Annotated in this window: 10 protein-coding genes; 3 read left to right on the top strand and 7 right to left on the bottom strand. The window is 47.8% G+C overall.

The genetic code is table 11. From position 1 onward, the window contains the following. Positions 1-9 precede the first annotated feature (9 nt). The 3 genes from flhF to sixA all read right to left on the bottom strand — a co-directional run bounded on the left by flhF (position 10) and on the right by sixA (position 4,248). Positions 10-1,488, bottom strand: a complete 1,479-nt coding sequence (flhF, locus tag FCU94_RS04545; protein ID WP_176287352.1) for a flagellar biosynthesis protein FlhF — start codon at positions 1,486-1,488, stop codon at positions 10-12. 29 nt (positions 1,489-1,517) lie between these two features. Continuing rightward, positions 1,518-3,611 (bottom strand): flagellar biosynthesis protein FlhA, encoded by a 2,094-nt coding sequence (flhA, locus tag FCU94_RS04540; protein ID WP_176287351.1) that lies wholly within the window; start codon positions 3,609-3,611, stop codon positions 1,518-1,520. Between the two features lie 172 nt (positions 3,612-3,783). Then, positions 3,784-4,248, bottom strand: coding sequence for a phosphohistidine phosphatase SixA (sixA, locus tag FCU94_RS04535; protein ID WP_176287350.1), 465 nt, complete (start codon positions 4,246-4,248; stop codon positions 3,784-3,786). A 357-nt stretch (positions 4,249-4,605) separates the two neighbouring features. Here sixA and FCU94_RS04530 point away from each other — a divergent pair, with 357 nt between their 5' ends. Beyond that, positions 4,606-7,380, top strand: coding sequence for an insulinase family protein (locus FCU94_RS04530; protein ID WP_176287349.1), 2,775 nt, complete (start codon positions 4,606-4,608; stop codon positions 7,378-7,380). Here FCU94_RS04530 and FCU94_RS04525 read toward each other — a convergent pair. Beyond that, complete coding sequence (locus FCU94_RS04525) at positions 7,372-7,971, bottom strand: VOC family protein (RefSeq protein WP_176287348.1); 600 nt, start codon at positions 7,969-7,971, stop codon at positions 7,372-7,374. The two genes, FCU94_RS04530 and FCU94_RS04525, sit on opposite strands and share 9 nt — an antisense overlap. 245 nt (positions 7,972-8,216) lie before the next feature. Between FCU94_RS04525 and argS the strand changes: the two genes are divergently transcribed. Then, positions 8,217-9,950 carry an arginine--tRNA ligase gene (gene argS / locus FCU94_RS04520; RefSeq protein ID WP_176287347.1) on the top strand — a complete coding sequence of 578 codons (1,734 nt, stop codon included), beginning with the start codon at positions 8,217-8,219 and terminating at the stop codon, positions 9,948-9,950. A 103-nt stretch (positions 9,951-10,053) separates the two neighbouring features. Next, positions 10,054-10,482, top strand: a complete 429-nt coding sequence (locus tag FCU94_RS04515) for an HIT family protein (RefSeq protein ID WP_176287346.1) — start codon at positions 10,054-10,056, stop codon at positions 10,480-10,482. Positions 10,483-10,510: 28 nt separating this feature from the next. Here FCU94_RS04515 and FCU94_RS04510 read toward each other — a convergent pair whose 3' ends face one another. Genes FCU94_RS04510 through FCU94_RS04500 form a run of 3 tightly spaced genes read right to left on the bottom strand, consistent with a single transcriptional unit; the run spans position 10,511 to position 13,241 of the window. Next, positions 10,511-10,741: a FeoC-like transcriptional regulator gene (locus FCU94_RS04510; RefSeq protein WP_176287345.1), complete on the bottom strand. Its 231-nt coding sequence runs from the start codon at positions 10,739-10,741 to the stop codon at positions 10,511-10,513. Continuing rightward, positions 10,738-13,014, bottom strand: coding sequence for a Fe(2+) transporter permease subunit FeoB (feoB, locus tag FCU94_RS04505; protein ID WP_176287344.1), 2,277 nt, complete (start codon positions 13,012-13,014; stop codon positions 10,738-10,740). Before feoB ends, FCU94_RS04510 begins: the two co-directional genes overlap by 4 nt. Continuing rightward, the gene (locus FCU94_RS04500) at positions 13,014-13,241 is read right to left on the bottom strand and encodes a FeoA family protein (protein ID WP_176287343.1); all 228 of its coding nucleotides are present in this window, start codon (positions 13,239-13,241) and stop codon (positions 13,014-13,016) included. The genes feoB and FCU94_RS04500 overlap by 1 nt, the downstream gene beginning before the upstream one ends. Between the last annotated feature and the right edge of the window lie 233 nt (positions 13,242-13,474).

The following is a 13,474-nucleotide window of genomic DNA, read 5'->3' as shown; positions in this document are numbered from 1 at the left end:
GTCCGCCGCCTAGAACCTCTCCGCTTCACTATTCCAGTAGTGAGGTTCATCATCTGTCGACTTCTCAAGTAATTCGTTTGCTTTAGCGACCATGTACTTAGGCTGCGCTATTACAATGTCTTCGGGAACTCGTTGTCCATTCGCAATGTAGGCCACTGGGAGTGCGTTTTGCACGACCACGCTGACAAACTCCCCTAAACTGAGGGATTCATCGAGCTTAGTCATAATGCATCCTGACAGTGGAATACGCTTAAAGTGATCGATAGTCTCTTGCAGCACTTTGCGCTGCGCCGTGGCAGGCAGCACCAAGTAGCTGTGTATCACCTCTCCACTCTCATGCATAAGCGTATCTAACTGTTCAGAGAGCCTTACATCACGCTGGCCCATACCTGCTGTATCAACAAGAATTAGGCGACGATTGCGTAACTGATATATTACATCGGCTAACTCATTGGAATCTTTAGCGACTTTTACAGGACATCCCATAATTCGCCCGTAAATCGCAAGTTGCTCGTGTGCCCCGATTCGATACGTGTCGGTTGACACCAGAGCGACGTTATCGGCGCCAAACTCCATCGCGGCGCGCGCGGCAAGCTTAGCGACTGTGGTGGTTTTACCCACGCCCGTAGGCCCGAGCAATGCAACCACCCCACCACGTTTCAAAATATCTTGCTTAGAAATAGGAATTTGGTCAGAGACTAAACCCAGAAGCGCCTTCCACGCTTTGGTTGGTGGTGTATCTTCTGGGATATAACAGGCCAATTGATCGGCAAGGTCTGATGACACCCCCATCCGTTCGAGACGCTTAATAAGCATAGCTCTAAGTGGCTCGCGTCGCTCTACCTCTTGCCACATTAAACCTGATACCTGATGCTCTAGCAGACGTCGAATAGAGGTCATCTCCTCTTTCATCTCTTCGAGATCTTCGTTAGAGACGCTTGGCTCATTTTGGCGGGCACGCTCATAGCGAGTTGGGTCGAGTTTCGCAGGCGGCTTTTCAAAGCGGCGGTCTTCGGCAATAAGGCGAGCAAGGGGAGAATCCTCTTTAACTCGTACGTTGTCGTTTGAGTTAGAGCGGGAAGAGGACTGACGTTTTAGTAGCGCTGACAATGAGTCAGCGTTGTCTTCTTGGTGCTGGGTTTCTGCATCGTCTTTACCGTGGCTATATTGTTTAAGCATATTGGCAAATCGCTTCGTCATCGAGCGACCAGAGTCGGCTTGAGATTGAAGACTCACCCGGTCCTCATCCAGAGTACGTTTTTGACTACTTGGTTGAGCACTTTGAGCCTGACGAGGCGGATTCTGGCGTGGGTTCGAGTTGTAACTGTTGGCTGTGCGGTTTGCGCCCTCGCCATCCACAGCAGCAACAATCTCAACCCCTCCCGCGACCTTCTTGTTGGACATAATAACGGCGTCGTCACCCAGTTCAGCTTTTACCTGCAACAAGGCGGTGCGCATGTCCTTTGCAAAAAATCGTTTTATCTTCAAATTGGGTACCGTATATCAACGCATTGGAACTAGTTGCCGACAGCTTGAACAATGCGAATTTGTTTCTCGTCAGGGATTTCTTGGTAAGAGAGTACTCTTAGCGAAGGAATCGTATTCTTAACAAATTTAGCTAACGTCGAGCGTAGCACTCCTGAGGTCAGAAGGACTGCAGGTTCGCCTTTCAGTTCTTGCTCCTGAGTCGCTTGGCTCAATGATGATTGTAGTCGCTCTGCCAAGCCTGGTTCGATTCCTGCAGATTCACCACCCGAGGCCTGCATGGTCTGATGCAATATTTGTTCCAGCTCTGGAATCAAGGTAATGACAGGCAACTCAGGCTCTATGCCATTGATTTCTTGGACAATTAGTCGTTTTAGTGAGATGCGTACCGCGGCGGTCAAAATGTCAGGTTCTTGACTCTTACTCGAGTACTCGGACAAGGTTTGAACAATGGTTCGGATGTCACGAATCGGTACCGCTTCGTTAAGTAGGTTCTGCAGCACTTTGACCACAGCGCCCAACTGCAACTGGTCAGGAACAAAGTTCTCGACCAATTTCGGCGTACTGCGTCCCAACATTTCGAGTAGGTTTTGCACCTCTTCGTGTCCAATCAACTGCGACGCGTTGTTGGTCAGAAGCTGGCTTAAATGGGTCGCCAGCACAGTTGAAGAATCGACCACGGTATAACCCAATGCTTGAGCATGCTCGCGTTGCTCTTCGCGAATCCACACCGCTTCCAAGCCAAACGCCGGGTCAATCGTCGGTTCACCTTCAATCATGCCGTAGACCTGCCCTGGGTTAATGGCCAGTTCCATATCTGGGCGAATTTCTGCTTCGCCTACCGCCACCCCCATTAAGGTAATTCGGTAGCTATTGGGCGTTAACTCTAAGTTGTCACGAATATGCACGGCGGGAATAAGGAAGCCAAAATCTTGAGACAGCTTCTTACGAACCCCTTTAACTCGCTCCAACAGCTCCCCACCTTGGTCTTTATCGACCAGCGGAATCAGTCGGTAGCCCACTTCTAAGCCCACGATATCAACCGGTTGAACATCATCCCAAGAGAGTTCTTTCGGGGTCGGAGAATCTTGCTCTGTTGTCGCTGGAAGGTTGCTCTGCTCTGCTGCTTTTTTTTGTTTACGCTGAATTAGATAGGCCGAACCTGCAGCAATGATCGCCAGCAGTAAAAACGCAAAATGTGGCATCCCTGGCACCACACCCATCACCGCTAAGATCGCAGCAGTAATCATCAAGGCTTTCGGATTATCAAACATCTGAAAGACGAGCTGCTGTCCCATATCTTCATCGGCGTTTTGGCGCGTCACCATGATCGCCGCACCAATTGAGAGTAACAGTGATGGAATTTGCGCGACCAGACCGTCACCAATGGTGAGAAGCGTGTAGATTTCTATCGCTTCACCAAAGCCCAAATCGTATTGAGCCATACCGATCGACAGGCCACCGATGATGTTAATAAATAGGATTAAAATACCGGCTATGGCATCGCCTTTAACAAACTTAGACGCACCATCCATCGAACCATAGAAGTCCGCTTCTTTGGTGACTTCTTGGCGACGCGTTCGCGCTTGATCTTGGTCGATCAAACCCGCGTTCAAATCCGCATCAATCGCCATCTGCTTACCGGGTAAGGCATCAAGAGTAAAACGAGCACTGACTTCTGAGATACGCCCTGCACCTTTGGTCACAACCATAAAGTTAATGATCATCAAGATGAGGAACACCACCAAACCTACGGCATAGTTACCCCCAATCACGACACTACCAAAGGCTTCAATGACGCTACCTGCCGCTCCCGGACCTTCATGGCCATAAAGTAGTACCACACGAGTCGAAGCGACGTTTAGCGCCAAACGCAGCAGTGTTGCTATCAGCAATACGGTTGGAAACGCCGCGAAATCAAGTGGACGTCGAGTGTAAACCGTGACGAGTAGTACCACCATTGCAAGGGCGATGTTGAAGGTAAAAAACAGGTCGAGCAAAAACGCCGGAATCGGCAGTATGACCATTGCCAAGGTCGCCAGTACCATAATCGGCGCGCCGATCGCAGGCATCGCGCGCTGCGGGATCGGGGGCAATTTATGTGCAAACGGCAGAGAAAACTTCATCGTTGGGCTGCTACAATATTGGGTAAAATGAATGACTTGGCTAGTACATGCAATATCCAGTCCAGCAACTCTGTCAATTTTATGGCTTTGTTTCGAGGCTTGACAAGTTTGAGACTACAGCGCGGCTGGCGGAAAAATGGCATACTCATAAGTATGCCAATCAGCAGCTCTGTTAAGGGTGAATATTAAACTTCACCTCCCCAGCGCGGTTTTCTGGTGAGAAGTCGATGCACACTAAACCCGAGGTAGGAAACATAGGTGGAACCATATCGGTGACAAACTCGGCGGTCAGATAACCAACCAAGGGCAGATGAGATACAATCAAGACGTTTTGATAGTGATGCACATCGACTAACGCGTTGACGTAGTCTGCCACCTGCTCAGAGTCACCGTAAGGGGTAATATCATCACAGGTCTCTACTTGCTCTGCGGCGAAATATTTAGAAATGGCTTTCCAAGTTTGCTGAGCACGGACGTAAGGGCTCACTAACACTTTGTCGAACTTAGCGAACCCCTTCTCAGCACAAGCACGCGCAACCGCGATCGATGCACTCTGGCCATGGTCGGTTAGTGCTCGTTCAGCATCGCTGTGAGCAAAATGTTCCGCTTCCCCATGGCGCATGATAAAAATATTCATGGCGTATTCCTGATACTATCCCCACCCTAATCTTGAGGTGGCTTTTTGTTTTTATGTGGGCTCAAAGGCCGTTCGACGAAGCAATGACTTTGATTGGCAGTCACATTTCACTTTCAATTATCAATAATTATATCAACTCTCAAGTGAAACACTCAGACTTTCTTAACACTCTTTGACGCGCCGCTAACAATCGATGCTGCAACGTTTTGCTCATATTTCTCAAACAGATAGTTTGCAGTCAGCGCTTTCCGAGTCATAATTACTCTATTGTCTATAAGAATATTCTCGACGTCATTAGGACGTTACGATTTATGCGCTTATAGACGTGAGTCTTTTTCATTTTTGGAGTAGTCAATCGTGCACATCAGCCCCAATGACACCAACCACTACCGCTATCTCACCCTTAGTAACGGTGTCAGAGTTCTGTTGATCCACATCCCCGACGCGCCAAAATCAGCCGCAGCGCTTGCCGTCAATGTCGGTCACTTTGACGACCCAACTGATCGCCAAGGCATGGCGCACTACCTTGAGCACATGCTGTTTCTCGGCACAGAAAAGTATCCCAAAGTGGGCGAGTTTCAAAGCTATATTAGTCAACATGGCGGAGGGAATAACGCTTGGACTGGAACGGAGCATACCTGCTTCTTCTTTGACGTTTCACCCAATGTCTTTGGCCAAAGCTTAGACCGATTTAGCCAATTTTTTACCGCGCCTTTGTTCAACGCAGAAGCGCTCGATAAAGAGCGTCAGGCGGTAGAGTCCGAGTACAAGCTCAAACTGAATGATGACTCAAGACGTCTGTTTCAAGTTCATAAGGAATTGGTTAACCCTGACCACCCCTTTAGCAAATTTTCCGTCGGTAACCTCGAAACATTGAGTGACAGAGATGGTCAGTCGATTCGTGACGAAATCGTTGAGTTTCACTATCAAACCTACTCGGCAGATTTAATGACACTTAGCTTAGCCGGACCTCAATCGCTCGATGAAATGGAAGCTTGGTGTCACGAGATGTTCTCGTCGATTCCCAACCATCACCTTGCAGGTAAATCGGTTCTAGTCCCCTATTGTGACAAGCATTCAACCTCAATATTGGTCAATATTGAGCCGGTAAAAGAGATTAGAAAGCTGATCCTCACCTTCCCGATGCCTAGCATGGACGAGCACTATCAGTCCAAACCTCTGTCTTACTTTGCCCACTTACTCGGTTACGAAGGCAGTGGTAGTTTAATGCTCGCGCTCAAAGAGCAGGGTTGGATCACATCACTGTCTGCGGGTGGCGGTACCAGCGGCAGTAATTATCGGGAGTTCACAGTCAGTTGCGCTCTAACTCCGCTCGGTCTTGAGCATGTCGATGAGATTATCCAGTCTGTTTTTAGTTACCTTGAGTTGATTAAAAACAACGGCCTAGATGAATGGCGTTATTTAGAGAAGCAAGCGGTACTGGAGTCGGCGTTTCGTTTTCAAGAGCCCACACGCCCGCTGGATATGGTCAGTCACTTAGTGGTCAACATGCAGCACTACCATCCAGATGACGTTATCTACGGCGACTTTATGATGAGCCACTATGACGAACCGCTGCTCAAGGAGTTATTGGATTATTTCACTGCCGAAAACTTGCGCACAACGCTGATAGCCCACGGCTATACTTATGACCGCGTTGCCAAGTGGTACTCTACCCCGTACTCGGTGACGCCTTTTTCTCCTGAGCAATTGGAGCACTACCGTCAGCCGAGTCCGCTGTTGTTTGCTCTGCCCGAGAAAAACCCGTTTATTTGCTACGACCTCGACCCCAAAGAGCTCGAACTCAGCCATGATAGACCCCAAGTGTTGGAAGAGTTGCCTGGATTTAAACTTTGGCACCTGCAAGATACTGAGTTCCGCGTACCCAAAGGGGTGGTTTATGTCGCCATTGATAGCCCACATGCGGTGGCGAATCCTCGCAACATAGTGAAAACCCGCCTTTGCGTGGAAATGTTTCTCGATAGTCTTGCTACTGATACATATCAAGCGGAAATCGCCGGAATGGGCTACAACATGTATGCGCATCAAGGCGGAGTGACGTTGACACTATCGGGTTTTAGTCAACATCAACCAGATTTGCTGAAACTGATCCTCACCCGCTTTGCCAAACGTGATTTTAGCCACCAGCGCTTTAGCACCATTAAACAACAGCTAATGCGAAACTGGCGCAATGCAGCGCAAGACCGTCCAATTTCACAACTGTTTAATGCATTAACTGGGATTTTACAGCCCAACAACCCTCCTTATCAGGTGTTGCTCGAAGCACTCGAGTCGATAGACGTTGACGAGCTCGCCAGTTTTGTTGATGCCATTTTAGCGGAGTTGCATGTCGAAATGTTTGTTTATGGCGACTGGACCAAAGCAGACGCACTCTCCCTTGGTAACACACTGAAAGATGCCCTACGCGTCAAAAACCAACAGTATGAAGAGGCGCTACGTCCATTAGTGATGCTCGGTGAGAACGGCACCTTCCAACGTGAAGTGGCGTGTGATCAACAAGACTCAGCCATCTTAGTGTACTATCAATGCAACGACACCGATCCAAGAAGTATCGCCCTCTACTCCCTAGCCAACCACCTGATGTCGGCGACCTTTTTCCATGAAATCCGAACCAAGCAACAGCTTGGGTATATGGTCGGCACTGGCAATTTGCCGTTAAACCGACACCCGGGTATTGTGCTCTACGTTCAATCTCCTAACGCGGCGCCTGTCGACCTGATTCGCTCAATCGATGAATTCCTCAACGCTTTCTACATGGTGCTACTAGAGCTTAACGAGTATCAGTGGCACAGCAGTAAACGCGGTCTTTGGAATCAAATTGCCACCCCTGACACCACATTGAGAGGGCGGGCGCAGCGACTATGGGTCGCAATTGGTAATAAGGATATCGAATTCAATCAAAAAGAAGTGGTGCTTGCCGAACTCAAAAAACTGACTCGCACTGATATGATTCGCTTCGTGGTTAACGAGCTGAAACCTCGTATGGCAAATCGACTCATTATGCACGCTCAAGGCAACGCCCATGATGAGTCTCTACCACTAGATTTAGGCCAAGAGATTGGCTCAATTGAAGAGTTCCAATTGAGGCCAAAAGATATCGAACTAGGCTAATTGCTCGGATTCCACGATATGCCTTAACGAATGAGGGTGAAGCTTGATGCACACGCCTTGATGCTTAAATGCAACGGTGGGGTTATTGAGCCTTTCCCCTTCGCCTTTCGGACTCGATAGCTTGACCTTAACACCCAATTTTTCTAAATGTGGCCATTGTTGGTCGAATGCCGGGAAGCGGACTTTTAGATCATCTAAGTACGCTTGCGCAGTCGCTGCAGCTGAAGGGATAACAAACTCCACATGTTCCCAACTCTGCTCTGGGTACTGTTTACCAGACGCCGGATAAGGTAGCTCTAAGCACTCGATACGCCACTGCAACGCCTTCACTGGGCTGTCAAACAGAACCACGATTATCGGACGACCATTGATTTGCGCTTGAGAAATCACTTGGCCGTACTTTTGCCACTCTTGGTGGGCCAGTTGTGCGGTTTCTGTATCGTTGATACGTAAAGCAATGTGATCGGCTTGAAAATCAACAAGATTAATATGCAAAACCTCGCTTAAATTTTGAATTTTATGCATAAAGTTATCCAGCTTCGCCATCATTTGCTGTGGCATTAACTCTGCATTTATCAGCTGCTCAGACATTATTATCGACCCAGAATATTGATTTTTCCTCAATACTAACAACATCGTTAGTAAAAGTGGAAAATTTCCCAGTTAACTCCCTATATGCGCGCCGATAAAGTTGCTATTATGTGCGCCAAATTTATGAACCAGATCAAGATATACATTCACTCCACCAGGTGGATATTATTCAGCATTTTCCTTACGAGAACTGAAGAGAACAGAATGTATACCTAACCAATTCCCAAGAATTGAAGGAAGCGCGTGTGAATATCCAAGCACTTATTAACGACAAAGTATCTCAGGCTTTAGAAGCCGCTGGCGCACCGGCAGGCAGTCCTGCTGCTGTTCGCCAATCTGCAAAACCTCAGTTTGGTGATTACCAAGCTAACGGTGTAATGGGAGTTGCAAAAAAACTAGGTACTAACCCACGTGAATTTGCCCAAAAAGTTCTGGATGTTCTTGACCTAGAAGGTATTGCAAGTAAAACCGAAATTGCTGGTCCTGGCTTTATCAATATTTTCTTGAGCGAAGCCTTCTTGGCGAAACAAGCCGAATCCGCGCTGCAAGACGCGCGTCTTGGCGTGAGCCCAGTAGAGCAACAAACCATCGTCGCTGACTACTCCGCGCCTAACGTTGCGAAAGAGATGCACGTTGGCCACTTACGCTCAACCATCATTGGTGATGCCGTGGTTCGTACTTTGGAGTTCCTAGGCCACAAAGTGATTCGAGCTAACCATATCGGTGACTGGGGAACTCAGTTTGGTATGTTGATCGCTAACCTAGAGCGTGTTCAGCAAGAGTCTGGTGAAGTTTCAATGGAGCTTTCTGATCTTGAAGCTTTTTATCGCGAATCGAAAAAGCTCTACGATGAAGACGAAGCCTTTGCACTTAAAGCACGCAACTACGTTGTTAAGCTACAAAGTGGCGATACGTACTGTGCTGAAATGTGGAAGAAGCTAGTTGATGTCACTATGGTACAAAACCAGCGTAACTACGACCGCCTTAATGTTTCTCTCACTCGTGACGATGTGATGGGCGAAAGCATGTACAACGACATGCTTCCAGCAATCGTTGCTGATTTGAAAGAAAAAGGAATTGCCCAAGAAGATGATGGTGCACAGGTTGTATTCCTAGACGAATACAAAAACAAGGACGGCGAAGCGATGGGTGTGATCATCCAAAAACGCGACGGCGGGTTCTTGTACACCACAACCGACATTGCGTGTGCTAAATACCGCTATGAAACCTTAGGCGCAGACCGTGTTCTCTACTTTATCGATTCACGTCAGCACCAGCACCTAATGCAAGCATGGTCTATCGTTCGCAAAGCAGGTTACGTTCCTGAGGAAGTGACTCTTGAACACCACGCATTTGGTATGATGCTAGGTAAAGATGGGCGTCCATTCAAGACTCGCGCAGGCGGTACCGTCCGTCTAGCCGATCTACTCGACGAAGCTGAAGAGCGTGCTATTAAGTTGATCGAGTCGAAAAACCCTCAATTAGACGCACAAGAGAAAACCAATATTGCCAATACCGTTGCGATGGCAGCCGTGAAATACGCTGACCTATCAAAACACCGTACAACAGACTACGTGTTTGATTGGGACAACATGCTGGCATTTGAGGGTAATACCGCGCCTTATATGCAATACGCTTATACTCGTGTTGCTTCGATTTTTGCTAAAGCTGGTATCGCAATGGACGAGCTGCAAGGTGAAATCAAAGTGACGGATGAAAAGGAAAAGGCCCTGATCGCCAAGTTACTTCAGTTTGAAGAAGCGGTACAGTCTGTCGCTCGTGAAGGTCAGCCACACATTATGTGTAGCTACCTGTTTGAGCTAGCAGGCCAGTTCTCTAGCTTCTACGAAGCTTGCCCAATCCTGAGCAACGAAGATGAGTCAGTGAAAGTGAGCCGTTTAAAAATGGCGGCTTTGACAGCGAAAACGATCAAACAAGGTCTTGCCCTTCTCGGTATCGAAACACTAGAGCGTATGTAAGCGATTCGATATCAAAGATAAACCAAGAGGTTGACGTGAGAGCGTCAACCTTTTGTTTTATTTGACGTATACTTTTCCCATTACTCTCTATTGGAATACATTTATGAGCTTTGAACTTCATCCCCAGTTGGCGCAAGACACCACAGTGATCGGCCACTTCCCGCTGTGTATCGCTCTGCTACACAGAGACGACGCCGTTCCTTGGGTCATTCTGGTTCCCAAACGAAGCCAACTCAAAGAGCTGCACCACCTACCGATGCAAGAGCAACAGCAGTTTCTGCTCGAGTCACAAGCGGTGAGTCAAGCCCTTGAAGCGACCTTCCGCCCAGATAAACTCAATCTCGGAGCTCTCGGAAACATGGTGCCCCAATTGCACATTCATCATATTGCGCGATTTAAAAACGATGTAGCCTGGCCTGGGCCTATCTGGGGTAATACTGATGGTCAATTTCGCAATGACCAACAACAAGCCGAGCTTCAAACACGCATCGCAAACGTGCTTTCTCTAAGCAGTTTGTTTAAACGCCATTAAAAAAGCCGCTCAATAGAGCGGCGTAATTTTACATAGTCACAGTGAGCGGCAACTGATCATTGGCAAGATGACGATACCTCACTCGCGTCACTCTTTGTTTGTCGTTAGTATCGACCAAGCGCATCACCAATCCTTTTTTAATCCAAATCGACAGCATCGCATCCACACCATCTTCACTAAGATGAAACTGTCTGGCCAACTCTTTGCGGCTCACACACCCTGTTTGCTCCAAATGCTGCTTCATTTGAGTAAGAATCATAGCACTGGCACCTCCTGTAGCTGTGCCTGCTTTTGACCAAGCCGCTTCAACACTCGATAAGTGAGCACACTTACCAGCATTATGACCGCGATCCAAGTGACACTTTGTCCCGGGTGATCGGCAAAATGCGCAACTTGATAATAGAGCGTCGCACTCGCATAGGCTAGGCCCATGGTCCATGTGGCAATAAAACGTGCGTAATGCGTACCAAACTCACGCACGTATGCGCCCATCGCTGCAACGCAAGGGGTATAAAGCAAGATAAAGATCAGGTACGCCATCGCAGCACTGCTCGATGCAAAGAAGCTCTTCAAATTACCAAAGATAGTCGAATCGACCTCTTGCTCTTGCGCGACCCATTGACTATCTGATAGATCACCCACTTCAATGCCAAGCGGATCAGAATAACTAAGATTAGCGAAATTATCAGGTATCGACATCAGCGCCTCTTTAAGGCTCGCTCTAAGATCAAACTCTCCTAACTCGCTGTCACTTGGCGCATAAAGGTTATTTAGGGTACCAACGACCGCTTCTTTGGCAAAAATTCCGGTAATAATGCCCACGGTTGCAGGCCAATTATCCTCTTGTATCCCCATAGGAGCAAACACAGGGGTCACCACTTGCGCGGCCTTGGACAATACCGAACTCTCACTGTCTTCGTGACCAAATGTACCATCGGTGCCGACTGAGTTTAGGAAACTCAAAATTGTTACAACGACAACGATAGTTTTGCCTGCCCCGAGGACAAAACGCTTCAACTTCTGCCAAGTTTTAATCACCACGTTGCGCATCGTCGGTAGTTCATAGTCCGGCATCTCCATCACAAAGCTATCACTTGAGCCAGGATACAAGGTTTTCTTCAATACCACGCCTGTCATAACGGCGGCCACTATGCCCAGTAAGTACAAAGCAAATACGACGTTCTGGCCATTTTGTGGAAAAAAAGCCGCCGCAAAAAGCGCATAAACGGGCAAACGAGCACCGCATGACATAAATGGCGCCATCGATGCCGCAAGCTTGCGTTCACGCTCTTGATCAAGGGTACGAGTGGCCATGATGGAAGGTACGTTACAGCCAAAACCCAATACTAATGGTACAAATGCTTTACCCGGCAAGCCGATTTTTTGCATCACTTTGTCTAGAACAAAAGCCGCACGCGACATGTAGCCTGAGCTTTCAAGCAACGCCAAAAATAGATAAAGACAAGCGATCACTGGGATAAATGTCGCGACTGTTTGGATACCACCACCGACACCGTCAGCAATCAGTGTCACTAACCAAACCGGCAAGTGGTCATCGAGTAGGTAATGCCCTCCATCAACCAAAAGCGCACCAACACCAATATCAAACAAGTCGATAAAAGCGCTGCCGATGTTAATGGAAAACATAAACATCATATACATGACAACAAAGAAAAAAGGCACGCCGATCCATTTGTTCAAAATGACCGTATCCACCTTCGCAGTGAAGCTGTGATTAAGCTTGCCTTCCGACCGGCGAACTCGTTGGCATAACTGGTGTAAATACGTATATTTGACATCAGCCACCAGCAGATCAATATCCAACTCAATACGGTTGTGCAGCGCATTAATCTCCTCACGCTGCTGCTGAGGTAGCGCATTTAACACCAACAAGTCTTGCTCTAGGGCACGAATCGCTAACGCTCGCTTTGCCACTTCGCTTTGCGACTCAAACAGATTTTCGACCCTCTCAATCGCAGGTTCAAACACCTCACCGTAATTGAGGCTCAGCGCGTCTAATGTCACGCCAAGGACCAGAGCCTTGTGCAAACGCTGTTTGAAGGACTTGACTTGCGCACTGTTATTGGCAGAAATCGCCATCACAGGGCAACCCAAGGCTTGTTGCAGCGCCTTGATATTAATGTTCTGCCTTTCCCGCTTGAGTGCGTCCATTTTATTGAGCACAACGATCATCGGCCGGCCTAGCTCACGCAACTGCAGCGTCATGTACAGGCTTCGCTCCAGACAAGTCGCATCAACCACATTTATGATCAGATCAGCAGGATGCGTCAGCACAGCACGCGACGCGATCGACTCATCAATACTATTGCCATCATTACCGCTATCTAAGGCGTAGATCCCAGGCAAATCGGTCAGTAAAAAATCGTCGCCCGAGTGGGAGTATCGACCCGTTTTCTTTTCAACGGTTACACCCGCCCAGTTACCCACTTGTTGCTTAGCACCCGTTAGGCCATTAAAAAGAGTCGTTTTACCGCTATTTGGATTACCAACGGTTAGAATAGAGTACTGCATTAGTTGATCTCCACAATGACCGATTCAGCAATCTTGCTGCGTACCGCCAATGAAACCCCTCGCACCTCAACTTGGATCGGGTCTCCCATCGGAGCACGGCGAATTAAGGTCACTGGCGTCTGAGGTAATAACCCCATTACCATAAGCTTTTTTCTTACATCGTTGGAAAGGTGCTCAAAGCCAGTAATGATCGCTTTTTGCCCCTGATGGAGTTGTGACAGTTTCATAGACAAGACATTCAGGTTAAAATGAGAACTATTGTTATTAACGATTGCAATAGTAGCCATATCAGTCGTGAGTCGTCTTGTTTGAAATCAAAGTTTGCAGCTATAACAAGTCAAAAACGTTAAAACTGTCGACGTCAAATCCGTCAAAAAAAGTCAAAACTCTAAGTACCCACTCTATGAGTCAGGCCCTACCCACAAAAAAGTCCAATTAATAACCTTATCAATCAATAATT

Origin of the sequence: Vibrio sp. JPW-9-11-11 (assembly GCF_013369335.1) — a bacterium.
Lineage (GTDB): Bacteria > Pseudomonadota > Gammaproteobacteria > Enterobacterales > Vibrionaceae > Vibrio.
Note: the sequence above shows the minus strand (reverse complement) of the source record. Positions and strands in the feature narration are given on the sequence as shown.

Excerpts from the sequence above, each read along its gene's own strand:
- feoB (WP_176287344.1), bottom strand. The coding sequence starts at position 13,014 with ATGCAGTACTCTATTCTAACCGTTGGTAATCCAAATAGCGGTAAAACG.
- sixA (WP_176287350.1), bottom strand. The coding sequence starts at position 4,248 with ATGAATATTTTTATCATGCGCCATGGGGAAGCGGAACATTTTGCTCAC.
- FCU94_RS04525 (WP_176287348.1), bottom strand. The coding sequence starts at position 7,971 with ATGTCTGAGCAGCTGATAAATGCAGAGTTAATGCCACAGCAAATGATG.
- flhA (WP_176287351.1), bottom strand. The coding sequence starts at position 3,611 with ATGAAGTTTTCTCTGCCGTTTGCACATAAATTGCCCCCGATCCCGCAG.
- FCU94_RS04515 (WP_176287346.1), top strand. The coding sequence starts at position 10,054 with ATGAGCTTTGAACTTCATCCCCAGTTGGCGCAAGACACCACAGTGATC.
- FCU94_RS04500 (WP_176287343.1), bottom strand. The coding sequence starts at position 13,241 with ATGAAACTGTCACAACTCCATCAGGGGCAAAAAGCGATCATTACTGGC.
- FCU94_RS04510 (WP_176287345.1), bottom strand. The coding sequence starts at position 10,741 with ATGATTCTTACTCAAATGAAGCAGCATTTGGAGCAAACAGGGTGTGTG.